Raw genomic sequence first — 24,497 nt, 5'->3', positions numbered from 1 at the left:
TTAGGGCTCAATTAATAAGGGGGTATAATGCATGGACATAATTTTTGAGGACGATAGCATTCTCGTATGCTACAAACCAGCGGGTGTGGCAACACAGACAAAAAGTATTGGCGAAAAGGACATGGTAAGCGAGATTAATAACTACCTGGTTTCCAAAAACGAAAAGCCAACGGCCCATGTGGTCCACAGACTAGACCAGCCTGTAGAGGGAGTTATGGTTTTTGCCAAAACATCAGAAGCGGCAAACAAGCTTACAAAACAGATTACAGACCACACATTTAGAAAGAAATATTATGCGGTAATCAGCAGGGAATCCTTCCCGGATGAAGGGGAACTTGTTGATTATTTAGTAAAGGATAATCGTACAAATTTATCAAAGGTTGTTAAGGAGTCGGATCCTCGTGCCAAGAAAGCGATTCTTAGATATCGCGCAGTGGACCACTGGGATGACAAAAAGCTTCTTGATATTGATTTGTTCACCGGAAGACATCATCAGATTCGCATCCAATTGGCCAGCAGAACTGCGCCAATCGTTGGTGATGTAAAATACGGCGGAATTTCTACAGGACATAATCTTGCGTTATGCTCATATCACATTGGTTTCAATCATCCAGTGACAGGTGAAAGAATGGGATTTGATATTAAACCTAAGGGAGCAGATTTCGCAGACAGCAAAGTGGCAGGCTAGCATAGAACGGGGGGTATTATTTGATTAAGATATACAGTTTACTAATCATGCTGACGGCATTCATAATGCTTGCATGTGCGGTATACATAGGAACACGACACACAATTAAACATAGTAAACTGAGCATATCTATTATCCAGTTATTTATAGTTGGAATAATAACAAGTTTGGCCTATGTGCGGGCTATATCCACTCACGATTTCGGCCAGGCAGAGTTTAGTTATGCGCTATATTTTGCGGGAATAGATTGGCTTCTGATTACATTTGTTTTCTATGCGAGACAGTATACTAGAATTTGGTTGGATACTTATTCAGCGCCACTTATAATAGCGGCAATTGCTGTGCTTGATAGCATTAGTTTGTTTGCAAATCAAAAGTGGCATCATGCTTTTTCACTAGTAGAGCGTAGATTGAATCCAGAGGAATGGTTCTATGCCTTTGAAATCAATGACTATTATATGGTGCATTTGATATTCTGCTACATATTAGTAGCAATTATCGTTGTCGTTCTTTTAAAGAAGACAATTATAACAAGTGGCTTCCACCGAACCAGATATTTATCAATTCTCATTATGTTTGTGGGAATCATTCTATTAAATGTGCTTTATTTATTCTTTGATTATCCAGTGGATGTATCAGTCTGCTTTTATTCTGTTGCAGCAGTGTATGTAGGCTATTATTCACTTTTGTATAATCCAAAGACATTTGTGGAGTACATGCTTACCACAATCACAGAGAGAATGGAATGCGCACTTGTATCCTTCGATGAAAACGACTGTTGCATTTATTCTAATCAGTTTGCAAACAGACTGTTTTGTCCTTCAGGAGAAAAGAGGGTTTTTGAGGATAGATTCCGAAAATGGCGTGATGGACGCGAGACAAATTCTATTTCAAACGCCAGTTGGAATGATGTGTTCAACATCAATGGTGATGAATATCGATTCGACATCCACTTCAACAAAATATATGACAAAAAAGGCTATTACTGCGGATGTTATTTATCATTCTATGATGTAACTGGAGATTTTATTGCATACGAAGAGGAAAAATACCGTAGCACCCACGATAGTCTTACAGGCGCGTTGAACAGAGAAGCTTTCTTTGAGGATGTCAGAAACATCTTGGACGAATATCCAAATGTAGAATACGTAATGGTATGCTGCAACATCAAAGGTTTCAAGCTTATCAACGACATGTTTGGTGTGGAGGAAGCTGATCGTTTACTTATCAGATGCGCAGATACAATCAGGGAAAAGATACAGAAGGGCTCCACATTTGCCCGTCTTGAAGCAGATAGATTTGCAGTACTCATGCCAAAGAGTCGCTACACCGAAGAGCTTTTTATGACTGGCATGAACATGGTAAGCAATTACCTCAACAATGCCCAGTACAGAATGGTAATCCTTGTTGGTGTATATGAAATCTTTGACAAGCAGGCACCAGTAATTTCCATGGTAGATGGAGCGTTCCTTGCAATTGATTCAATCAGTTCAAGCTTCAAAAACTCCATTGCCTACTACGGAGACATGCTTCGCCGTGAATACTTAAGCGAGCAAAAGATACTTGGCGAGTTTGAGGAGGCATTACAGACAGGTCAGTTTGCAATGTTCCTTCAGCCAATTGTAAATATGGACCAAAAGGTCAAGCTATCAGAGGCTTTGGTTCGCTGGATTCATCCAGACCGCGGAATTATTGCACCAGCATCATTCATTCCGCTTTTGGAAAAGACTGGCTACATATACAAGCTTGATATGTACATCTGGGAACAGGCCGCTAAAAGACTTGCTTACTGGACCTCTATGGGCTTTGATGACCTATCAATTTCGGTAAATATTTCCGTAAAAGATTTCTACTATATCGACTTATACGAAACTTTAGTAGGTCTAGTTGAAAAGTACCACATTCACCCATCCAGATTAAAGCTAGAAATCACCGAAACCATATTCATGACTGAAAAAGAGCGTCAGCTGGAAATCATCAACTCCCTCAAGGAATATGGATTCCTTGTAGAAATCGATGACTTCGGCAGTGGCTACTCTTCATTAAACATGCTGAAGGAAGTGCCAGCCGACATCCTGAAAATGGACATGGCATTCCTATCAATGGATAAAAACGTTACAAGGGGCCGCAAGATTGTCAACACAATCATCACCCTTGCCAAAGCCCTGGGAATGCTTGTAATCATCGAAGGCGTAGAGACCCAGGAGCAAATGGAATACCTTCGCGGCACCGGAGCCGACTACCTGCAGGGCTACTTCTTCGACAAGCCCCTCCCAGTCAAACGCTTCGAAGAACTTTATTTGATATAGATATAATAGATAGCCCGCCTCACCTTGTGTGAGGTGGGCTTGTTTTTAGTGGCGGTATGTTATAAAATAAACGGGCAAATACGGCATTTTCATAGTAAAATGCGAATAATTATTACAAAGGAGATTGAAATGGCACAGGAAAAAAAGCTGGTAGAAGCGATTACCTCTATGTCAGAGGATTTCGCACAATGGTATACCGATGTTGTTGTTAAGGCAGATTTGATTGCATACTCATCTGTAAAGGGATGCATGATTATCAAGCCCGATGGGTATGCTATTTGGGAAAATATCCAGCACGAGTTAGACAGAAGATTCAAGGCAACTGGCGTACAGAATGTATATATGCCAATGTTTATTCCAGAGAGTCTTCTACAGGTAGAGAAGGATCATGTTGAGGGATTTGCACCAGAGGTAGCTTGGGTTACACATGGTGGTCTTAACCCGCTTCAGGAGCGTCTTTGCGTTCGTCCGACTTCAGAAACTCTTTTCTGTGATTTCTATAAAGATATTATTCACTCTCACAGAGATTTACCAAAGGTATATAACCAGTGGTGCTCTGTAGTTCGTTGGGAAAAGGAGACACGTCCATTCCTTCGTTCACGTGAGTTTTTATGGCAGGAAGGCCATACAGCTCATGCAACAGCTGAGGAGGCTGAGGAGCGTACAGTTCAGATGCTTAACCTCTATGCTGATTTCTGCGAGGAAGTACTTGCTATGCCAGTAGTTCGCGGACAGAAGACAGATAAAGAAAAATTTGCAGGTGCTGAGGCTACATACACAATCGAGGCTCTTATGCACGATGGTAAGGCTTTACAGTCTGGTACATCACACAACTTTGGCCAGAACTTCTCTAAGCCTTTCGGCATTCAGTACACAGATAAAAATAATCAGCTTCAGTATGTTCACCAGACATCATGGGGCATGACTACTCGTCTTATTGGTGCTATCATTATGGTACACGGTGATGATTCAGGTCTTGTACTTCCACCACGTATCGCACCTACACAGGTAGTTGTTATTCCTATTCAGCAGAAGAAGGAAGGCGTACTTGAAAAGGCAGGAGAGGTATGCGAGCGCCTTGGTAAGACAATGCGTGCTAAGCTTGATGATTCAGATAAGTCACCAGGTTGGAAGTTCTCTGAGGCAGAGATGCGTGGTATCCCTGTCCGTGTAGAGCTTGGACCAAAGGATATCGAGGCAGGCAAGTGCGTGCTTGTTCGCCGTGATACACGTGAAAAGATTGAATGCCCACTTGATCAGGTAGAGGCAAAGGTGGCAGAGCTTCTTGAGACTATCCAGAAGGATATGTTCGAGCGTGCAAAGGCTCACCGTGATAGCCATATCTGGGATGCTCACAACTATGCAGAGTTCACAGAAATCGCTAACAACAAGCCAGGCTTCATTCGTGCAATGTGGTGCGGCGATGTTGAGTGCGAGAATAAGATAAAAGAAGATTTAGCTGTAACTTCACGTTGTATGCCATTTAATGATCAGGAGCACATTTCTGATGTATGCGCATGCTGCGGCAAGCCAGCTAAGAAATTAGTATATTGGGGTAAAGCTTATTAATATGAATTTACCAGCAGACGTTTCAAAAATAATAAATATTTTAGAATCTAACGGACACGAAGCCTATGCAGTAGGCGGCTGTGTCCGTGACTGCATTCTAGGGAAAATTCCTCACGATTGGGATATTACCACATCGGCCTTGCCAGAGCAGGTGAAGGCTTTGTTCGAGCGCACATTTGATACAGGCATTGAGCATGGTACTGTGACTGTATTGCTTCATGGTGAAGGATACGAGGTCACCACCTACAGAGTAGATGGCAAATACGAGGACGGCCGTCATCCTAAGGAAGTTACATTCACAGCTTCTCTTGAGGAGGATCTTAAGCGTCGCGATTTTACTATCAACGCTATGGCCTACAACGACACCAGAGGATTGGTGGATTTGTTTGGTGGAGAGCAGGATTTAGAGAATGGCATCATCAAGGCTGTAGGTAATCCTACAGAGCGTTTTACAGAGGATGCTCTTCGTATGCTTCGCGCCCTTAGATTTTCAGCACAGCTTGGTTTTGAAATAGAGCCAGCTACGTATGAGGCAATCAAGACCTTGGCACCAACCTTGGATAGAATTAGTGCCGAGAGAATCCAGGTAGAGCTTGTAAAACTAATCACTTCAGATCATCCTGAGAGGATAAGAAATGTTTATGAGACAGGTCTTACAGATGTATTCTTCCCTGAGTTCAATGATATGATGGCTTGCGACCAGGTAAACAAACACCACATGTATACAGTGGGAGAGCATACAATTGTTGCTTTAAACAATGTAAAGGCAGATAAGGTGCTCAGACTTACAATGCTTCTTCATGATGTGGCAAAACCAGCTTGCAAGACAATTGATGCTGAAGGCCAAAACCATTTCAAAATGCATCAGGTAGAAGGGGCTAAGATGGCTAAAGCTATATTACGTCGTTTGAAGTTTGACAACGAAACTACTGATGCAGTTTGCAATCTGATTAAAAATCATGACGATAGACCAGAGGTTACACCTAGAAATATTCGTAGGCTAATAATCAGAGTTGGTAAGGATAACTTTGAAGATTTACTAGCTGTTAAAAGAGCAGATACCATGGCACAGAGCATGTACTGTCGTGATGAGAAGCTTGCATATATTGATTCAATCGAAGCTATGTATCGTCAAATCCTAGAGCAGGAGGACTGCTTATCTATAAAGGATTTAAAGATAAATGGTAAGGATTTAATCGGAATGGGCGTGCCTCAGGGTCAAAAAATAGGCCAGATTCTGAAAACAGTTTTCGACGAAGTTGTGGACCAACCAGATTTGAACGATAGAGAATATCTGTTAAATCGTGTAAAAGATATGCTACAATAATCGTATGAATGGGATTTTTGTAAAAAAACTAATTAACTTAACATTGATATTATGCATGAGCGCAGCTTTGCTTGAGGGGTGCGGAAGTCACCCTAATACTGCTACGGTTACTCAACACACAGGCTCTGCCTTGAAAAAGCAGGAGGAGACTGTGGAGGAGGATACAGCACTTGTGGAGGAAGAGCCACAGGGACTGTATATCGTAGAAAGTATAGATATGATGGAAGAAACCATCGCACTCTATTCTTTAGAAGAGGACAAGCAACTGCGCTACAATTATAATATGACCACAAAATTCCTTGATAAATTCGGGGGCAATACATTGTGGGCAAACTTTACAGCTGGCACAGTTGTTACGATTGGAGATTTGTTACCAGCGTCTGGAGCTCTTTCATCGGTACAAAAATCAGATGATGTTTGGGCATATGAGGATATATCTAAATACAGTCTTGATGCAGGTAAAAATCTTATAACTATCGATGGAACTAATTACAAGATTACTGATAAAACCAAGGTCTATTCAGATACTGAAAAGATTTTATTATCCAGTATCAGTGAAGATGATGTAATCACAGTTATTGGCCAGGACAAGCAGGTTATATCTATTGCAGTAACAACAGGTCACGGATACATATATCTTACAAATACAAGCTTATTTGACGATAGTCTTATATTCATAGGCAACAAGATAGTTTCGATGGTAAATGGAGATCAGATTATTGAGGTACCAGAAGGAACATACAAGATTACAGTTGCAAATAATGGCTGGGGAGGTAGTGCTGAATACACAGTCAGCAGGAATGAAACTACGCAGGTTAATTTGGACGATTTGAAAGGCGAAGGCCCATCCTTCTGCTTGATTACGTTTATTGTTACAGTTGCGGATACCTATGTATACATAGATGGCCAAATGATAGATCCTGCAGAACCACAGTATGTTCAATATGGCAACCACAAACTTGTGGTTCAGTGTGATGGATACACCGCTTGGAACAAGACTTTAGTAGTTAATTCCGAAACAGCTACAATTACACTTGAAATGGAATCAGAAACGGAAGCAGAAACGGAATCAGAATCAGGCACCACTGATTCACAAGTTGTCCAGGAAAATGAGTCCACAGAAGAGGAAAATAGTCAAGAATCATCTACAGAAAATGGAAATGAAACAAAGGAAAAATCAGACGATTACGACTACGAAGTGGACTATTTATCGACTATTTCGGATCTTATAAGCAAGCTTGGAAATTAGCTATATGTGAAAAAAAAGTGAACTTTTCTAAAATGCAAGGATTTGTAAATAGTAATAATGTTTAAAAAATGTGCAAAAAATTTGTAATAATCCATAAAAACCTTATAAAATGGGGATTTTTGGGGTTTTATTGTTGACAGCGTAAAGCAAAAGAATTATAAAGGATATTGTAGTTAAGGGCGCTGAAGCCCGCTATAATACAATACAAATTCTCGAGGAGGAATAGTAATGAACAAGACAGAATTAGTAGCAGCTATCGCTAGCAAGGCTAACATTTCTAAGAAGGACGCTGAGGCTTCTGTAAAGGCTTTTACAGAGGTTGTTGCTGAAGAGCTTAAGAAGGGGGAGAAGATTCAGCTTGTAGGCTTTGGTACATTCGAAGTATCTCAGAGAGCAGCTCGTACAGGTAGAAACCCACAGACAGGCGCAGAGATGAAGATTCCTGCATCTAAGGCTCCTAAGTTTAAGGCTGGTAAGGCTCTTAAGGATTCTATCAACTAATTGAATGTATATTTTATTTAGATGATGGTTAGGGTTCGGTTATGCCGGGCCCTATTTTTTAATGAGGTGATGTAATGAGACTTGATAAATATTTAAAAGTTAGTAGACTTATAAAGCGTCGCACTGTTGCCAATGAAGCATGTGACAGCGGTAGAGTTCAAATCAATGGAAAAATTGCGAAAGCGTCCACCGATGTTAAAATTGGTGATATAATAGAAATAGCATTTGGAAACAAAAATGTTAAAGTGGAAGTTTTAGATATTCAGGACACCACAAAAAAGGATGCGGCAGCAGACTTATTTAAGTATATTTAATATCAGTTATCGAGGTATTTGATGGCAAGACCTAGAAGAGTTAAAAGACGAAAGAAAACCTCAACAGGTAGAATATATGTTGCAGTTATCATGCTGTTCATGATTTGCGTTATGACTGTCCAGATGGTTCGTTTATACGATAAAAATCAGGACTTAAAGAAGCAGGAGGAATCTCTCCAAAGCCAAGTAGATGAAGCAAACGAAAAAAGTGAGCAGTTAAAGGAATACGAGGAATACGTTGGTACTGACGAATATATAGAAAGTGAAGCATCACAGAAACTTGGATTGACACATGACAATTGGATTATTTTTAAAGAAAAAGAAGATTAAAGAATATATTGAAAAATATAATATGCTAAACAAAGGCGATGGAGTCGTCCTAGGTCTATCAGGTGGACCTGACTCTGTGTGCCTTTTTTTTGTACTGTTGGCACTTAAAGAAGAATACAATCTGACTATATCAGCAGTTCATATAAATCATATGATTAGAGGCAAGGATGCAGATGAGGATCAGGAATATGTGGAAAGCTTATGCAAGGAATTTAATGTTCCTTTAAATGCCCTTAGAATCGATATTCCTGCGCTTGCGAAGTCATCAGGCCGTTCCATTGAGGAAGAGGCTAGAATTGCCCGATACGACGCTTTTGAGGAAGCTGCAGCAGCTTTTGAGGAGCAAGGGATACCAGCAAAGATTGCTGTGGCCCATAATGCTGATGACAATGCTGAAACTGTGCTCTTTCACATGGCACGAGGCACAGGACTGGATGGAGTCTGCGGAATCGCACCAAAGCGTGATAAAATCATCCGTCCACTGCTTGCAGTTCCCAAGAAGGATATTTTAGAACTCCTCAATGAAAATGAAGTGGCATACTGCATTGATGGGACAAATGCCGAAACTGATTACGACCGCAATCGAATCAGACACAACATCATGCCTGAATTAGCCAAAATAAATGATAGAGCCCTGGAGCACATTTCAGATATGACAGCGCGACTATCTGAAATCGCGGATTATATCAGCCTGGAGTCAAACGGATTGCTTCAGATGGCTAAGCTTGAGGACGATAAGCTTAGAAAAAGAACTATTGCAACTGCACCACGTGTAATCGCCAGCCAGGCAATAAAGGATTATTTAAGCAAGTATATGCCATATCAGAAGGATGTGGCTGCTGTCCATGTGGATTCTATCCTGGACCTATTAAACGAAGATGGAGAGCGTCAAATCCAGCTTCCATACAAAAAGACTCTTATCATATCCTATGAAGAAATATACGTAATTGATACAGCGAATGAGGATAATCAAAAACAGATTAATCCTACTTTTAACTATCGTGAATTTGATTACGAAGAGGGCATGAAATACCCTACCGAAACCTATACGAAATGGTTTGATTGTGATAGAATAGGGGCTAATATTGTAATAAGAACCCGTGCAGAGGGTGACTATCTATGCATCGATTCAGATGGAAATCGCAAATCTATACAGGATTATTTTGTAGATGAAAAAATTCCACGACATTTAAGAGATGAGGTGCCACTTGTATGTGATGGAAATCATGTAATGTGGGTGGTCGGTCACCGAGTCAGCGAGTATTACAAAATTTCAAAAAATACCACTCGAGTATTAGAGATTAGTTATACGGAGGAATAGTAAAATGAGTGAGAACATCAGAGTTCTTTTGCCTGAAGAAGAATTGGCAGCACGTATTTCAGAATTAGGAGCACAAATCAGCAAGGATTACGAAGGAGAATCAGTATTTCTCGTTTGCATCTTAAAGGGCGCAGCATTCTTTGCTTGTGAGTTGGCAAAAAGAATCACAGTTCCAGTAATTATCGATTTTATGGCTACATCAAGCTACGGTAGTGGCACAGTTTCTTCTGGCGTAGTTAAGATTAAAAAGGATTTGGATTTAGATCCAACAGGCCAGAACGTTATCATCGTTGAAGATATCATCGATAGTGGAAACACATTAAACTACCTTGGTCAGCTTTTCAAAGATCGTGGAGCTAAGTCAGTTCGCATGGTTACAATGCTTGATAAGCCAGATCGTCGAGAGGTAGATGTGCATGTTGATTACACTGGATTTACTATTCCAGATCAGTTCGTAGTTGGTTACGGTCTTGATTACGACCAGAAGTATCGTAACCTTCCATACATTGGCGTTGTAGAGCTAGACTAGGAGGCGGATTTGAAGAAAAACAGAGCTTCAGGAATGATTATCTATGCTTTGTTTGTTTTTGTTGTGTTAGCTATTCTTTACACAAGCATGGGTAAATCAACTACCACATACACCCGAAGAGAATTTGACAAGGCCTTGGCAAGAGATGAGGTAAAATCAGTCAATATTACTCAGAATGAAGAGGTACCAACTGGCTCAGCAGAAATTACTCTTACTGATGGCACAGAGGCTACTCTTTATGTTTCGGATGTTAATGAGATTCAGGATGAATTAAAAGAAGCAAAGGTTGCTTATACTGTTTCAGATATTCCACATGACAGCTGGATTTCTGAATTGTTACCAATGCTCATTGTCTTAGGTGCGGTATTCATTCTCTTTATGATTATGATGAATGCGCAGGGCGCTGGTGGTGGCGGTGCCAATGCTAAAATGATGAATTTTGGCAAAAGCAGAGCTAAGCTTACAAACAAAGAAGATATCCACACTACTTTCGATAATGTAGCTGGATTAAAAGAAGAAAAAGAAGAAGTTGAAGAGCTTGTTGATTTCTTAAAAGATCCTGCTAAATATACAAAAATCGGCGCTAGAATCCCTAAGGGCGTTATCTTAGTAGGCCCTCCAGGAACAGGTAAGACACTCCTTGCAAAGGCTATCGCTGGAGAGGCAGGAGTACCATTCTTCTCAATCTCTGGTTCGGATTTTGTTGAGATGTTTGTTGGTGTTGGTGCTTCCCGTGTCCGTGATTTGTTCCAGGAAGCAAAGCAGAATGCACCATGTATCGTTTTTATTGACGAGATTGATGCGGTAGCTAGACGCCGTGGTACAGGTATGGGCGGCGGCCACGATGAGCGCGAGCAGACACTGAATCAGCTCCTTGTAGAGATGGATGGTTTTGGTGTTAACGAAGGCATCATTGTTATGGCGGCTACAAACCGTGTAGATATTTTAGACCAGGCTATTATGCGTCCAGGACGTTTTGATAGAAAGGTTTATGTTGGCAGTCCTGATGTAAAGGGCCGCGAGGAAATCCTCAAGGTACACGCTAGCAACAAGGCGTTGGCAGAGGATGTAGATTTGAAACAGGTTGCTCAGGCGACAGTTGGTTTCACAGGAGCAGATTTAGAGAATCTTCTCAACGAAGCAGCTATTCTTGCAGCAGGTGAAAAAAGACAGTACATCCTTCAGGAAGACATCAAAAGATCTTTCGTAAAGGTTGGAATTGGTAAAGAAAAGAAGAGCAAGATTGTTTCGGATAAAGAAAAGAAGATTACAGCATACCACGAGGCTGGACATGCAATTCTTTTCCATGTACTTCCAGATGTAGGGCCTGTATATTCAGTGTCAATCATTCCTACAGGTGCAAGTGCAGCAGGCTATACAATGCCTATAAATGAAAATGACGAAATCTTTAATACAAAAGGCAAGATGACCCAGGATATTATCGTTTCTTTGGGTGGACGTGTTGCCGAAGAACTTATATTTGACGATGTTACCACTGGTGCCTCTAATGACATCAAGCAGGCTACAAAGATGGCAAGAAACATGGTAACAAAGTATGGATTCTCAAAAAATATAGGTATGATTCACTACGGTGATGACGATGAAGAAGTATTCATCGGCCGTGATTTGGCTCATACAAAAGGCTTTTCAGAAGCAACAGCTAAAGCTATCGATGAGGAAGTTAAACGCATCATTGATGAATGTTATGAAAAAGCTGTGAAAATTTTGCGAGAAAACGAACAGATACTACATAAATGTGCTAATCTATTATTAGAAAAAGAAAAGATAGGACGAAGCGAGTTTGAGGCCCTATTTGAATCTTCAGGTACGAATGAGACCGCTGTAGAGGGTATAAACTGGGAAGAATAGTGCAACATGCACAAAAAGCTTAGTTGGTATTTGTTATATTTGTGCACACTTAAGTATTGTGAGGTCATATAATAAACATCGTAAAAACCCCCCAATACATTATATAATTTTTACTAACCCCATAGTAAAAATACCTTCTCCTAAAAAGACAGCGATCGTTGCTGTCTTTTTTACTATCTAAAAATATCTAAGGGGAGTTGGAATGAACATCCAAGCTATTTACTCGGACGGTACAGCTGAATATAGAACTCCTATGGAACCGGAGCCTTTTGACTTAGTAACTATCAGACTGCGCGTTTACCATCAGGAAGACCTGGAGGCCTTTTTAGTATCTGGTGATAAGAATATAAGAATGCATCTAGAGAGAGCTCGTGGAGAGTTTGATTACTATTCATGCGACGTTAAGCTCGAAGATAAAGAGTTTAGATATCACTTTGAAATAGTCGGCGACTATGGCCTTTATTATTACGATAGAGTAGGTCTTTGGCGTGATCATAGAGAACATTATGAGTTTTCTATTATGCCAGGTTTTTCCACACCTTCCTGGTCGAAGGGTGCGGTTATGTACCAAATCCTAGTGGATAGATTCTGTAAGGGCGACCCAAGCACAGATGTAGAAACAAATGAATATCATTATGTAGGAGCACCAGTTGAGCGTGTTGAGAACTGGGATGCTATACCTGCAAATCTTGATATAGGAAGATTCTACGGCGGAGACCTAGAGGGAGTCAGACAGAAGCTCCATTATCTCAGAAGCTTGGGGGTTGAAGTAATATATTTCAATCCGTTGTTTGTTTCCCCTTCTAACCATAAATACGATACCTCTGATTATGACTATATAGACCCTCACCTCACCGTAATTAAAAAGGATGGGGGAGAGTGTTTAAAGGACGGGGATTATGACAATTCCCACGCCACTAAATACAAGCTTAGAGTGACCAATAAGGAAAACCTCGAGGCAAGTAACCAATTCTTTGCAGACTTTGTTAGAGAGGCTCATGAGAAGGGAATACGAGTGATTATTGATGGTGTATTTAATCACTGCGGTTCTTTCAACAAATGGCTCAACAGAGAAAAGATTTATTCAAAGGAAGAGGGATATGCTCCTGGAGCTTACGAAAGTAAGGACAGCCCATATCACAATTTCTTTTACTTTTATGAGGATACATGGCCAGACAACAAATCATATGATGGCTGGTGGAGTCACGATACGTTGCCGAAGCTAAATTATGAGGAGTCACCTGAGTTGTGTCAGTATGTCCTCAATATAGGCAAAAAATGGGTTAGTGAGCCATATAATTGCGATGGATGGAGACTTGACGTAGCTGCCGATTTAGGTCATTCAGAAGAGTTTAATCACAAATTCTGGCATGATTTTAGAGATGCAGTAAAATCGGCAAATCCGAACGCAATTATACTTGCAGAGCATTATGGTAATCCAACTGCCTGGCTGGCTGGTGACCAGTGGGATACGGTTATGAACTATGATGCTTTTATGGAGCCACTTACCTTCTTTTTGACAGGAATGGAGAAGCATTCTGATGAATTTCAGCCTAGTGCTATTGGCGATGGTGAAAGATTCAAAAACACAATGCTGCACTTCATGGCAAGGCTGAAAACTCCATCACTGTATTGCGCAATGAATCAGCTGTCCAACCATGATCATTCCAGATTTTTGACAAGAACAAACCATACGGTAGGAAGACTCGCTACAAAAGGGGCTAAGGCTGCTGAGGATGGTGTAAGTATTCCTGTTATGAAGCTAGCTGAAATGGTACAGATGACTTGGCCGGGTGCGCCAACATTGTATTACGGCGATGAAGCTGGCGTATGTGGATTTACGGACCCAGATAGCCGTAGAACATATCCATGGGGCCACTGCAACTATGATCTTATCGATTACACAAGGGATATGATTATGGTTCATAAACTAAGTCCAGCTATTAAGCAGGGCTCATTTAGATTCCTAAACTGTGGCCAGGGATTTATTAGCTATGCTAGATTTACAGCTAATGAGCAAGTTATTGTGATTATCAATAGCAATGGAAATGGCATAGAAGTGGATATACCAGTTTGGATAGCTGGCGTTCCACTAAATTGCAACTTGGAAAGAGTAATTATGACCAATGAGGTTGGTTATTCTATCATGCCTACCGATATAATTGTTGAAGGAGGAAACCTTCACGTCAGCCTTCAACCATATACCGGCATAGTGTACAAAAGATAGAATGGATATTTTATTTTACAAGCATGCACAACATATAGTATAATCATTACAAGTTTTGGGGAAGTTCCACAATACCTAGAATGTAATACTATACGGGAGAGTTATTATGGCAAAGGATCTCACATGTCAAGGCAAGATCGACATGCAAGCACTTGAGGACCGACATAAAGAGTTAGAAAAAGCATGGAATGATTTGCTAAAAGAAAGAAGAGAGTTTGAAGCAAGGATTCATACTCTAGAGCAGCAGGAAAAACAGTTTGAGTTGAAATGGGACTTGTTAATCCAGGAGACTCAAAAGCTTGCTGAGGATAAATTACAATTTGAGAGAAAGAAGAAATTCTTTGATCAAGTACAGGCTCATTCTGTGGAGCCTTACGTAGCTGAGGATAACATCGTCCACGGGGAGATGTTCTTTTCTGGTGTCACCACACCAAAGGCCCTTAAAAAGCGTTATAAGGACCTTATTAAGATTTACCATCCTGATGGAGAATCTGGCGACACAGCTACTGTGGCAGAGATAAATCGTGAATACGAAGATCTCAAAAATCAGATGTAAATGAAATTCATATCATCAGGCAATGGGGCGATAAACTCCATTGCCTTTTTTGTTATAGGGTGAACAAAACTGATTTTGTGGGAATGCAATGCTTGTCTTGTCATATATTCAAAATCAGGATTGTACAAATGGTCTCCAATCAATGGATGGCCAATATATTTAAAATGGACACGAATTTGATGGGTGCGGCCTGTCTCAAGATGGATTGAGATTAGGCTGTGCCCTTTTTTCTCGTCTATCACTTTATAGTGAGTGACTGCGCGCTCACCATTTTTATAATCGACCTGTCTTGTAATGATAGAATCGTCTACTCGACCTATAGGCGCATCTATTGTGCCTTCAGGCTTATCAAGATGACCGCGGACGATGGCATAGTATTCTCTGTGAAATTCACGGTTTTTCACCATTGTAGATAAGATATTGCCAGAAACTAAATGCTTGGCAATGACAGTAAGTCCAGAGGTGTTCTTATCTAGTCGATTGGCACATCTAAATATAAAAGGCTTGTCCTGAGTCTCATAATAATATGCTAGACCGTTTGCTAAGGAATCTTCGTAGTGATTTAAGCTAGGGTGTATAGGGAGCCCAGCAGGCTTATTAATGACGATTATATCCTCATCCTCATAAACGATATCCAAATCCATTTTTACTGGTGGTATCTTTTCTGATGAATTATCCTCGGAGATATTTACGGTTAAAATCTCGCCGGCTTGGAGTTTGCGATTCATATGTACCCACTCACCATCGATAACCACATTATTAGGCATCTTTTTGATTGCGGTGATATTGGCGCTGGAATAGCCCTGGGATTTTAGATATTTGTCAATAGAATACCCTGCATATTCAGAATTGATTTCATAAGTTAATGTTCTGTTCATAGCTATAATTTATCTGTATATAGACAAAAAGTCAAAAATAAAGAGCTCATACTGGGGCGTATGAGCTCTTATTGAAGAAGGAGAATTGGTTAAATGAAGAAAGTAAAGCTATTACTCTTTTACTTCATTGTAGCAACCACGCTAACTGTTTTTTTAGAAGAATCGAATGGGATAACGTTTCCTTCGATTTCCTTGCCATCAACAGTAAGGCTTGCAACACCTTTTTGAACCTGGTTAGGATTCTTAATTTCGATGTTGTATATTACACCTCTGTATTCACGAGTGATTTTGAAATCACCAAATGCAGCAGGTGTACATGGATTTACAGATAATCCCTCTAAGGTTGGGTAGATTCCTAAGATATACTGGGAAATATTTGTAAATGTCCAAGCAGCGGTACCTGTGAGCCAGCTGTTCTTAGCCTCACCGTGGAATCTGGCATCTGCGCCAGCAACCATCTGTGAGTAAACGTATGGCTCAGTTCTATGAATTTCTGAAATGTCCTCGATATATGAAGGACAGGTCTTTTTGTAAACTTCAAATGCTCTGTCACCACGGCCGATGCATGTTTCAGCAATTGAAATCCATGGATTGTTGTGACAGAAGATACCAGCATTCTCTTTGTATCCTGGTGGATATGATGTAATCTCACCAAGTTCAAGATGATATCTTGTGTAAGCAGGCTGTAAAATCATTACGCCGTACTTTGTATCAAGCTTTTCTTTTACAGAATCAAGGGCTTTCTTTGCGTTACCATCATCAACGCCTACACCGGCCATTACGCACATACCTTGTGGCTCGATGTAGATCTGTCCCTCATCACATTCCTTTGAACCAACTTTGTGGCTGTAAGCGTCGTAAGCTCTTACAAACCAATCGCCGTCCCAACCATCTTTTTCGATTGCAGCAGTCATCTTATCAACTTCTGCAAGAACACGAGCTTCTTCAGCAGTGTCTCCCATAAGCTTTGCAAGAGCGGCATATTCACGACCATATTTTACAAACATACCAGCAATAAATACTGATTCTGCAACAGGTCCTTCACTAGGTCCGAAGCACTGGAAGCTTTCGCCTGGATGCTCTGAGAAGCAGTTAAGGTTGAGACAGTCGTTCCAGTCAGCACGACCAATAAGTGGAAGATCGTGTGGCCCCTTGTGATTTACAATGTAATCAAATGAGCGCTTTAAGTGCTCCATAAGTGTTGTAGCAACTGACATATCATTATCGTAAGGAACCATTTCCTTAAGAATTGATGTGTCTCCTGTTTCGCGGATGTATGCGCTTGTTCCAGCGATGAGCCAAAGTGGATCATCATTAAAGCCAGAACCAATATCTGAATTACCCTTCTTTGTAAGAGGCTGATACTGGTGATATGCTGAACCATCCTGGAACTGAGTTGAAGCAATATCAATGATTCTTTCACGAGCTCTGTCTGGAATCAGATGTACGAATCCAAGTAAATCCTGACAAGAATCTCTGAATCCCATTCCACGGCCAATACCTGTCTCATAGTAAGAAGCTGAACGAGACATGTTGAATGTAACCATACACTGATACTGGTTCCAGATATTTACCATACGGTTTACATGCTCATCATTTGATTCAACATGGAACTTGCTGAGAAGTCCATCCCAGTATGTATTAAGCTTTGCAAGTGCGTTGTCAAAATCTTCTGTAGTCTGATACTTAGCAAGAAGGGCATTAGCTCTCTTCTTATTAATGATACCTGGCTTTTCCCACTTTTCATCTTCAGGGTTTTCCACATATCCTAAAGCGAATACGAAAGTTTTGCACTCTCCAGCATCAAGTGAAAGGTTAATCTGATGTGAAGCGATTGGATACCATCCTGAAGCGATAGTATTGTGAAGCTTTCCTTCAATTACAGCTGCAGGTCTATCTGGACCATTGTAAGCGCCTCTAAATTCATCTCGGCTTGTCTCGAAACCATCAATCTTAGTATTAACTGAATATACAGCGTAGTGATTACGGCGCTCGCGATATTCTGTCTTGTGATAAATAGTAGAATCAATAACTTCAACCTCACCGATTGAAAGGTTACGCTGATAATTCTTCATATCATCATCAGCATTCCATAGACACCATTCTACATATGAGAAAAGTTGAATATCTTTGTGAGCTGAGCTGTTATTTGTAATTGTTACCTTTGTTAATTCAACTGGATCACCAATTGGAACAAAAGTAATAAGTTCTGCTTTTACATCATTTTTAACACCAGTAAACTTGCTGTAGCCAATACCATGACGACATTCGTAGGAGTCTAATTCAGTCTTTGTTGGCTGCCAGCCAGGATTCCAAATTGTATCTCCATCCTTAATATAGAAATACTTACCATTTGTATCTGGAGTTGTGTCGTTATAGCGATAACGTGTCATGCGTAAAAGCTTTGCATCTTTATAGAAAGTATAGCCGCCGCATGTGTTTGACATTAAAGAAAAGAAATCGGTACAACCCAAGTAGTTAATCCATGGTAATGGAGTTTTTGGAGTTGTGATTACATATTCTTTGTTTTGATCGTCGAAATGTCCGAACTTCATATATTCCTCCCTAAAACTAAGAAACAATTATTCATACAGAAAACGATTAAGTGAATAATTTGAGAGAAAAGCGGTTCATTTAAAGAAAACGAAGCGTAAACGTTTAAGTTAAAAGATATAATTTCTCGGCATTAGAATACCATAATTATCCTAAAAAGCAATTAGGTTGTTAAATATTTGGCGATATTTCACTAAAACAGGTTACGAAACTGTAACGAAAAGACAAATTTTCGAAAAGGTATTGTACATTTCGTAAAAAGGAGCTATATTGAAGTTACGAAAACGATTAAGCAAATGTTTAAAAGACCAGGGAGAGAGTAATGGTTTCATTAAAAGATATTGCCGGCCAATGCGGTGTATCAGTAGCTACAGTTAGTAAAGCGCTGAATGATCACAGCGATATTGGCGCAGAAACAAAGGAAAGAATTAGAAAAGTTGCTAATGAATTAGGATATGTTCCTAATGCGGCAGCGAAATCCATGAAAACTAATCGTACTCATAATATAGGAGTCCTTTTCATGGATGATGCCAACAGTGGTTTGCAACATGACTTTTTCGCAAGTGTTCTTGAAGGCTTTAAAAGAGAAGTTGAAAAAGAGGGATATGATATAACCTTTATTTCAAATGACAGATCAAGGCCTGGAAGAGATTCTTATCTTACACATGCAAGATATAGAAGATTCGATGGTGTAATTATTGCAAATGTTCACTTCGGAGATCCTGAAGTAGTTGAACTAGTAAAAAGTGATATACCAGTTGTAACAATTGATCATATTTATAATGATACAACAACAATCCTTTCAGATAATGTTGGAGGTATGACTGAGCTAGTTGATTTTGCAGTAGGTTCTGGCCATAGAAAAATCGCGTACATACACGGCGCTGATTCTTCAGTAACACATACAAGATTGGTTACTTTCCATAAAAAGATGGAAGAATATGGAATAGAAACTCCAGATGAATACTTAATGGAATCTCCATATAGAGATACTCATGGTGCTTATGAATGCACATTGAAGCTGTTGGAATTAGAAAACAGACCAACCTGCATTTTCTATCCAGATGATTACGCAGCTTATGGCGGTATGAGGGCAATATCAGAAAAAGGGTTAAAGGTTCCTGATGATGTATCAGTTGTTGGATTTGATGGAATTAAAGTAGCAAGACATATTAGACCACGTCTTACTACATATAGACAGGATACAGAAGAGTTAGGAAGACAAGCAGGAAAGAATCTTATCGATTTAATTGAAAGACCAAAAACTACATTAGTACAACGAGTTGTAGTAAAGGGAAGATTGCTTGAAGGGGATACCCTAAAGAAACTGAATTAGGCATTTGGTTGAGAAATCAACTTATATAAATGCGAACAAATTAATGTAAATATGATGCTGATATGCAGAGGGGCTATCAGTATCGAGGGGCGAAAAGTCCAGGAAAAATATTTTGGGAGGAACACACAATGAAAAAAAGATTAGTAAGTTTGCTTGCAATGGCAACAATGACAGCAACTATGTTTGCTGGATGTGGAAGCTCAGAAACAGCTTCTACAGAAGAAGCAGCAGCTCCAGCATCAACAGAGGAGATTGATGCAGAGGCAGCAGCAGTAGAACTTCCTGAAGACACAGGTAAAGTTCTTAACATTTATTGTTGGAATGATGAGTGGCAGACACGTGTAAAGGATTTCTATCCAGGATACGAAGAAGTAGATGCTACTCACGGTAAGATTGGTGATGTTGAAGTAGTTTGGAACATTACACCATCTACAGACAATGCATATCAGAACAACCTTGATGAGGCTCTTATCGCTCAGCCAGACGCAGCTGCAGATGATAAGGTAGATTTATTCTTGGTAGAAGCTGATTACGCTCTTAAGTATGTTGACGAGGATGTAACTATTCCACTTTCAGATCTTGGAATTACATCTGATGTTCTTTCAGATCAGTACTCATATACACAGAGCATCGTAACAGATAGCACAGGACGTATCAAAGGCTCTTCGTGGCAGGCATGCTCAGCTGGTCTTATCTACAACAGAGAAGCTGCAAAGGAAGTTCTTGGAACAGATGATCCAGCAGAAGTTCAGGCAGCAGTAGCTGATTGGGATAAGTACAATGAGACAGCTAAGAAGGTAGCTGATGCTGGTTACACAATGTGCTCAGTAAACGACACATACAGAACATATGCTAACAACGTATCTGGACAGTGGGTACAGGATGGCAAGCTTGTAATTGATCCTAACGTTGATAAGTGGGTAGATGATTCTATGGCACTTATTGAAGCAGGCGCTGAAGATACAGATGATCTTTGGAGCGATGACTGGGCAAAGGGTAAGAGACCAGAAGGAAAGGTATTCTGCTACTTTGGACCAGCTTGGTTCTTCAACTTCTGTCTTGATGCAGATCAGGATGGCACAATCGCTAACCAGGGTGGTTGGGGATATTGCGAAGGTCCTCAGTCTTACTACTGGGGTGGTACATGGGTATGTGCTGCAACAGGTACAGACAACGCTAACCTTGTAAAAGATATCATTGTAACAATGACAACAGATAAGGGAGTTCTTAAGGATATTGCTACAACATACGCTGACTGCGTAAACAGCAAGGAAGTTCTTGCAGAACTTGCATCATCAGACGAAGGTAACCTTGACCTTCTCGGTGGACAGAATCCATACGAGCAGCTTGCAGCAGGCGCTGAGACAGTAGATCTTTCAAACCTTTCTAAGTACGATCAGGGATGTACAGAAGAGTTCCAGAAGGCAATGAAGAACTACTTCACAGGAAATGCAACAAAAGACGAAGCTCTTGATATGTTCAAGACAGCTGTTCATGAGAAGTATCCAGATGTTTCAGTAGACTAATTCTAGCTGCAACTAATCTGTGAAATGATTTGGGGCGCATGGGGATTGGCCCTGTGCGCCCTATTTAAAAGAACTAAAAGGGAGCATTTATGAACAAGAAGAGCAAAGTTGTTAGATATAATAAGTGGGGTTATATCTTTCTAATACCTTTTACAGTAATATTTTTAATATTCCAGTTGATCCCACTAGTTTCAACTATTTACAATTCATTCTTTGAAAATTACCGTTCAGGACTTACACAAATTGGACCTAATTTTGTAGGTCTTGCAAACTATGCGACAATCATAACTAACGGTGATTTGCCAATGTATTTCAAGAATACAATGATTATGTGGGTTTTAGGCTTTATACCACAGATTATTCTTTCATTATTATTAGGAGCATGGTTTACAGATCCATCTCTTAGATTAAAAGGACAAACATTCTTTAAAACGGTAATTTATTTACCAAACTTAATTATGGCATCAGCTTTTGCTATGCTGTTCTTTACATTGTTTGCAGATAGCGGACCAATAAACTCATTGCTTATCCAGTTGGGTGTATTCAAGGAAGCATTCTCATTTATGGATCATGCGGCAAGTGTTCGTGGATTGGTAGCTACAATGAACTGCCTTATGTGGTTTGGAAATACGACAATTCTTCTGATGGCAGGTATGCTTGGAATTGATCCATCTCTTTTTGAGGCTGCTCAGGTTGATGGTGCAACTGCTAATCAGATTTTCTATAAAATAACATTACCTTTACTTCGACCAATTCTTGTATTTGTTATGATTACATCTCTTATTGGTGGTTTGCAGATGTTTGATGTACCTCAGATCTTAACAAATGGTACTGGTAATCCAATGCGTTCATCTATGACATTGATTATGTACTTGAACAAGCATTTATATAGTAAGAACTTTGGACTTGCAGGTGCACTTTCAGTATTTATGTTTGTAATTACAGCCATTTTAAGCTTGATAGTTTATAAGTTTACTAATGTTCAGGAACAGAAATAAAATCGTTGAGATTAAGTAAAATAGATGAGGAGAATAAAAATGGCAAATAACACAAGTAATAGTCAGGGCGGCGGAGTCCATGCTAGAAGAATAGTTTCTTATATAGTATTGATTTTAATTTCGTTCTTGTGCTTATTCTGGTTCTACGTATTGTTTATCAATTCTACTAGAAGTAATTCGGAATTGAGCGCAGGTTTCACTCCATTTCCAAGTGTCCATCTTATTGAGAACTGGACAAACTTGAAAAACGGAACATTACCTATTGTAAGTGGTATGATTAACTCACTTTTAATCGCTGTACTTACAGCTACACTTGCAACATATTTTTCAACAATGACAGCTTATGCTATCCATGCATATGACTTCAAATTAAAGAAGTTTATGTTTACCTTCATATTAATGATTATGATGATTCCAACACAGGTAACTGTACTTGGTTTCTTGCAGCTCATTGACAAGATGCATTTGGATAATAGTGCTATCCCACTTATTATTCCTGCGATTGCATCTCCTGCTGTATTCTTTTATATGAAGCAATACATGGATTCTACATTACCTCTTTCCTTAATCGAGGCTGCCAGAATTGATGGTTCTGGCGAATTTAGAACATTTAACCAGATTGTAGTACCCCTTATGAAGCCAGCAATTGCTGTACAGGCAATATTCAGCTTTGTAGGTAGCTGGAATAATTACTTCACTCCAGCTCTTGTTCTTCACGATGATACAAAGAAGACACTTCCTATTTTAATTGCTCAGCTTCGTAATGCAGACTGGTTAAAGTTTGACATGGGACAGGTTTATATTATGATTGCATTCTCAATCTTCCCTGTTATAATTGTATACCTAATACTTTCTAGATATATTGTAGGTGGCGTTACACTTGGTGGTGTAAAGGGCTAAACATAATAATGAAAAAGACTTGACAGTTCTTGCGTCGTGTGCTAAATTTAGCTAGCGACTAAGAAAAGCAGGTCTTTTTTTTATGCTCTTTTTTCGCCTTGTCAAATTGTTCGCTATGACAAGTGAGTATAAGTAGACCAAAGTAGAAATTTAACGGAGGTGGAAGTTGTGCGCACAAAGATAACATTAGCTTGCACAGAGTGCCAGCAGCGTAATTACAACATGACAAAAGACAAGAAGACACACCCTGACAGAATGGAAACAAAGAAGTATTGCAGATTCTGCAAGAAGCACACAATGCACAAAGAGACTAAATAGTCATCCGGGAGGTGCAAAATGGCAGAGGAAAAGAAAACCAAGTCAGGACGTTTTGCGGGTCTTAAGACAGAATTCGGAAAGATTGTCTGGGCAGATCCAAAGGACGTGTCAAAACAGACAACAGCAGTTGTTGCTGTGTCAGTAGTTGTAGCAGTGATCATCATCGTTTTAGATGCAGTGATCAACAAGGGTGTAAATATCCTAGTTAATTTATAATGGAGGCATCGCATATGGCAGAGGCAAAGTGGTATGTAGTTCATACTTACTCAGGCTATGAGAACAAAGTCAAGACAAACATTGAAAAGGCTATCGAGACACAACATCTCGAGGAGCAGATTCTTGATGTTAGAGTACCAATGGTTGAGGTTACCGAAACTAGGGACGGCGTCAAGAAACAAGTTTCAAAGAAGATGTACCCTGGTTACGTTCTTATTGAGATGATTATGAATGACGAGACCTGGTACGTTGTCAGAAATACTAGAGGTGTTACAGGCTTCGTTGGACCAGGAAGTAAACCAGTGCCATTGTCAGAGGCTGAAGTTAAAGCATACTTACTAGGCGAAAGCACTGAAAGAGTCAACGTTGAGGTTGACTTCGAAGTCGGAGATACTCTTAGTGTCGTAGACGGTACCTGGAAAGATACTGTGGGCGTTGTTAAGTCTATCAATGCTAAGAAGCAGACAGTAACCATCAGCGTTGAAATGTTCGGACGTGAAACACCAGTAGAAATTGATTTCACAGACGTACGCAAGATGGATTAGGAGGAATATCATGGCAAAGAAAATTGAAGGCTATATCAAGTTGCAGATTCCAGCAGGCAAGGCTACACCAGCCCCACCAGTTGGTCCAGCACTTGGTCAGCATGGTGTAAACATCGTGGAGTTTACAAAGCAGTTTAACGCAAAGACAGCAGATATGGGAGATACAATTGTTCCTACAATTATCACTGTTTATGCAGATAGAAGCTTCAGCTTCATCACAAAGACTCCACCAGCAGCAGTTCTTATTAAGAAGGCTTGCAAGCTTCAGAAGGCTTCAGGCACACCTAACAAGACAAAGGTTGCAAAGATTACAAAGGCTCAGGTTCAGGAAATCGCAGAGACAAAGATGCCTGACCTTAACGCAGCATCACTTGAGGCTGCTATGAGCATGATCGAAGGAACATGTAGATCAATGGGCGTTGAGGTTGTTGAATAATT

Annotated in this window: 23 protein-coding genes; 21 read left to right on the top strand and 2 right to left on the bottom strand. The window is 40.0% G+C overall.

The window, feature by feature from the left end:
* Positions 1–31: 31 nt before the first annotated feature.
* The 13 genes from CRN97_RS04070 (at position 32) to CRN97_RS04010 (ending at position 14,789) form a co-directional block, all read left to right on the top strand.
* A complete protein-coding gene (locus tag CRN97_RS04070; protein ID WP_044936418.1) occupies positions 32–688 on the top strand; it encodes an RluA family pseudouridine synthase in 657 nt (218 codons plus the stop codon).
* Positions 689–708: 20 nt separating this feature from the next.
* Complete coding sequence (locus tag CRN97_RS04065) at positions 709–2,997, top strand: EAL domain-containing protein (RefSeq protein ID WP_143483236.1); 2,289 nt, start codon at positions 709–711, stop codon at positions 2,995–2,997.
* Between the two features lie 129 nt (positions 2,998–3,126).
* Complete coding sequence (proS, locus tag CRN97_RS04060) at positions 3,127–4,566, top strand: proline--tRNA ligase (protein WP_044936417.1); 1,440 nt, start codon at positions 3,127–3,129, stop codon at positions 4,564–4,566.
* A complete protein-coding gene (locus tag CRN97_RS04055) occupies positions 4,562–5,893 on the top strand; it encodes a CCA tRNA nucleotidyltransferase (protein WP_408633909.1) in 1,332 nt (443 codons plus the stop codon). The genes proS and CRN97_RS04055 overlap by 5 nt, the downstream gene beginning before the upstream one ends.
* 55 nt (positions 5,894–5,948) lie before the next feature.
* Entirely contained in the window at positions 5,949–7,142 is a 1,194-nt protein-coding gene (locus CRN97_RS04050) for a hypothetical protein (RefSeq protein WP_179670670.1), read from the top strand.
* 228 nt (positions 7,143–7,370) lie between these two features.
* On the top strand, positions 7,371–7,643 hold the full coding sequence (locus tag CRN97_RS04045) for an HU family DNA-binding protein (protein ID WP_044936413.1): 273 nt from the start codon (positions 7,371–7,373) through the stop codon (positions 7,641–7,643).
* A gap of 74 nt (positions 7,644–7,717) precedes the next feature.
* Positions 7,718–7,957 (top strand): RNA-binding S4 domain-containing protein, encoded by a 240-nt coding sequence (locus tag CRN97_RS04040; RefSeq protein WP_033152845.1) that lies wholly within the window; start codon positions 7,718–7,720, stop codon positions 7,955–7,957.
* Positions 7,958–7,978: 21 nt separating this feature from the next.
* The gene (locus tag CRN97_RS04035) at positions 7,979–8,287 is read left to right on the top strand and encodes a septum formation initiator family protein (RefSeq protein WP_097075956.1); all 309 of its coding nucleotides are present in this window, start codon (positions 7,979–7,981) and stop codon (positions 8,285–8,287) included.
* Positions 8,250–9,608 carry a tRNA lysidine(34) synthetase TilS gene (gene tilS, locus CRN97_RS04030; RefSeq protein ID WP_097075955.1) on the top strand — a complete coding sequence of 453 codons (1,359 nt, stop codon included), beginning with the start codon at positions 8,250–8,252 and terminating at the stop codon, positions 9,606–9,608. Before CRN97_RS04035 ends, tilS begins: the two co-directional genes overlap by 38 nt.
* Before the next feature lie 4 nt (positions 9,609–9,612).
* Positions 9,613–10,137 carry a hypoxanthine phosphoribosyltransferase gene (hpt, locus tag CRN97_RS04025; protein ID WP_044936405.1) on the top strand — a complete coding sequence of 175 codons (525 nt, stop codon included), beginning with the start codon at positions 9,613–9,615 and terminating at the stop codon, positions 10,135–10,137.
* Between the two features lie 33 nt (positions 10,138–10,170).
* Entirely contained in the window at positions 10,171–12,006 is a 1,836-nt protein-coding gene (gene ftsH, locus CRN97_RS04020) for an ATP-dependent zinc metalloprotease FtsH (protein WP_097076083.1), read from the top strand.
* Between the two features lie 202 nt (positions 12,007–12,208).
* On the top strand, positions 12,209–14,233 hold the full coding sequence (locus tag CRN97_RS04015; RefSeq protein ID WP_097075954.1) for a glycoside hydrolase family 13 protein: 2,025 nt from the start codon (positions 12,209–12,211) through the stop codon (positions 14,231–14,233).
* Between the two features lie 106 nt (positions 14,234–14,339).
* Positions 14,340–14,789 (top strand): J domain-containing protein, encoded by a 450-nt coding sequence (locus tag CRN97_RS04010; RefSeq protein ID WP_097075953.1) that lies wholly within the window; start codon positions 14,340–14,342, stop codon positions 14,787–14,789.
* Here CRN97_RS04010 and CRN97_RS04005 read toward each other — a convergent pair.
* Positions 14,780–15,667: an RluA family pseudouridine synthase gene (locus tag CRN97_RS04005; protein ID WP_097075952.1), complete on the bottom strand. Its 888-nt coding sequence runs from the start codon at positions 15,665–15,667 to the stop codon at positions 14,780–14,782. The genes CRN97_RS04010 and CRN97_RS04005 overlap by 10 nt on opposite strands.
* Positions 15,668–15,786: 119 nt before the next feature.
* On the bottom strand, positions 15,787–18,222 hold the full coding sequence (locus CRN97_RS04000) for a GH36-type glycosyl hydrolase domain-containing protein (protein ID WP_097075951.1): 2,436 nt from the start codon (positions 18,220–18,222) through the stop codon (positions 15,787–15,789).
* Positions 18,223–18,542: 320 nt separating this feature from the next.
* Here CRN97_RS04000 and CRN97_RS03995 point away from each other — a divergent pair, with 320 nt between their 5' ends.
* The 8 genes from CRN97_RS03995 to rplK all read left to right on the top strand — a co-directional run bounded on the left by CRN97_RS03995 (position 18,543) and on the right by rplK (position 24,495).
* Complete coding sequence (locus CRN97_RS03995) at positions 18,543–19,556, top strand: LacI family DNA-binding transcriptional regulator (RefSeq protein ID WP_097075950.1); 1,014 nt, start codon at positions 18,543–18,545, stop codon at positions 19,554–19,556.
* Positions 19,557–19,684: 128 nt separating this feature from the next.
* Positions 19,685–21,082 carry an ABC transporter substrate-binding protein gene (locus tag CRN97_RS03990; protein ID WP_097075949.1) on the top strand — a complete coding sequence of 466 codons (1,398 nt, stop codon included), beginning with the start codon at positions 19,685–19,687 and terminating at the stop codon, positions 21,080–21,082.
* 89 nt (positions 21,083–21,171) lie between these two features.
* On the top strand, positions 21,172–22,080 hold the full coding sequence (locus CRN97_RS03985) for a carbohydrate ABC transporter permease (RefSeq protein ID WP_097075948.1): 909 nt from the start codon (positions 21,172–21,174) through the stop codon (positions 22,078–22,080).
* 39 nt (positions 22,081–22,119) lie between these two features.
* Positions 22,120–22,980, top strand: coding sequence for a carbohydrate ABC transporter permease (locus tag CRN97_RS03980; RefSeq protein ID WP_074790894.1), 861 nt, complete (start codon positions 22,120–22,122; stop codon positions 22,978–22,980).
* Between the two features lie 168 nt (positions 22,981–23,148).
* Positions 23,149–23,298, top strand: coding sequence for a 50S ribosomal protein L33 (gene rpmG / locus CRN97_RS03975; RefSeq protein WP_028234592.1), 150 nt, complete (start codon positions 23,149–23,151; stop codon positions 23,296–23,298).
* Positions 23,299–23,316: 18 nt separating this feature from the next.
* On the top strand, positions 23,317–23,514 hold the full coding sequence (secE, locus tag CRN97_RS03970) for a preprotein translocase subunit SecE (RefSeq protein WP_033152863.1): 198 nt from the start codon (positions 23,317–23,319) through the stop codon (positions 23,512–23,514).
* 14 nt (positions 23,515–23,528) lie between these two features.
* Positions 23,529–24,059, top strand: a complete 531-nt coding sequence (gene nusG, locus CRN97_RS03965; protein WP_033152865.1) for a transcription termination/antitermination protein NusG — start codon at positions 23,529–23,531, stop codon at positions 24,057–24,059.
* A 10-nt stretch (positions 24,060–24,069) separates the two neighbouring features.
* On the top strand, positions 24,070–24,495 hold the full coding sequence (gene rplK / locus CRN97_RS03960; protein WP_028234589.1) for a 50S ribosomal protein L11: 426 nt from the start codon (positions 24,070–24,072) through the stop codon (positions 24,493–24,495).
* Positions 24,496–24,497 lie beyond the last annotated feature (2 nt).

It is taken from the genome of Pseudobutyrivibrio ruminis DSM 9787, from assembly GCF_900218035.1.
Lineage (GTDB): Bacteria > Bacillota > Clostridia > Lachnospirales > Lachnospiraceae > Pseudobutyrivibrio > Pseudobutyrivibrio ruminis.
This window is presented reverse-complemented; position numbering and strand designations above follow the sequence as displayed.

Coding starts and splice junctions, on each gene's coding strand:
- CRN97_RS04070 (WP_044936418.1), top strand. CDS start 32: ATGGACATAATTTTTGAGGACGATAGCATTCTCGTATGCTACAAACCA.
- proS (WP_044936417.1), top strand. CDS start 3,127: ATGGCACAGGAAAAAAAGCTGGTAGAAGCGATTACCTCTATGTCAGAG.
- CRN97_RS04050 (WP_179670670.1), top strand. CDS start 5,949: ATGAGCGCAGCTTTGCTTGAGGGGTGCGGAAGTCACCCTAATACTGCT.
- CRN97_RS04045 (WP_044936413.1), top strand. CDS start 7,371: ATGAACAAGACAGAATTAGTAGCAGCTATCGCTAGCAAGGCTAACATT.
- CRN97_RS04040 (WP_033152845.1), top strand. CDS start 7,718: ATGAGACTTGATAAATATTTAAAAGTTAGTAGACTTATAAAGCGTCGC.
- CRN97_RS04035 (WP_097075956.1), top strand. CDS start 7,979: ATGGCAAGACCTAGAAGAGTTAAAAGACGAAAGAAAACCTCAACAGGT.
- tilS (WP_097075955.1), top strand. CDS start 8,250: ATGACAATTGGATTATTTTTAAAGAAAAAGAAGATTAAAGAATATATT.
- hpt (WP_044936405.1), top strand. CDS start 9,613: ATGAGTGAGAACATCAGAGTTCTTTTGCCTGAAGAAGAATTGGCAGCA.
- ftsH (WP_097076083.1), top strand. CDS start 10,171: ATGATTATCTATGCTTTGTTTGTTTTTGTTGTGTTAGCTATTCTTTAC.
- CRN97_RS04015 (WP_097075954.1), top strand. CDS start 12,209: ATGAACATCCAAGCTATTTACTCGGACGGTACAGCTGAATATAGAACT.
- CRN97_RS04010 (WP_097075953.1), top strand. CDS start 14,340: ATGGCAAAGGATCTCACATGTCAAGGCAAGATCGACATGCAAGCACTT.
- CRN97_RS04005 (WP_097075952.1), bottom strand. CDS start 15,667: ATGAACAGAACATTAACTTATGAAATCAATTCTGAATATGCAGGGTAT.
- CRN97_RS04000 (WP_097075951.1), bottom strand. CDS start 18,222: ATGAAGTTCGGACATTTCGACGATCAAAACAAAGAATATGTAATCACA.
- CRN97_RS03995 (WP_097075950.1), top strand. CDS start 18,543: ATGGTTTCATTAAAAGATATTGCCGGCCAATGCGGTGTATCAGTAGCT.
- CRN97_RS03990 (WP_097075949.1), top strand. CDS start 19,685: ATGAAAAAAAGATTAGTAAGTTTGCTTGCAATGGCAACAATGACAGCA.
- CRN97_RS03985 (WP_097075948.1), top strand. CDS start 21,172: ATGAACAAGAAGAGCAAAGTTGTTAGATATAATAAGTGGGGTTATATC.
- CRN97_RS03980 (WP_074790894.1), top strand. CDS start 22,120: ATGGCAAATAACACAAGTAATAGTCAGGGCGGCGGAGTCCATGCTAGA.
- secE (WP_033152863.1), top strand. CDS start 23,317: ATGGCAGAGGAAAAGAAAACCAAGTCAGGACGTTTTGCGGGTCTTAAG.
- nusG (WP_033152865.1), top strand. CDS start 23,529: ATGGCAGAGGCAAAGTGGTATGTAGTTCATACTTACTCAGGCTATGAG.
- rplK (WP_028234589.1), top strand. CDS start 24,070: ATGGCAAAGAAAATTGAAGGCTATATCAAGTTGCAGATTCCAGCAGGC.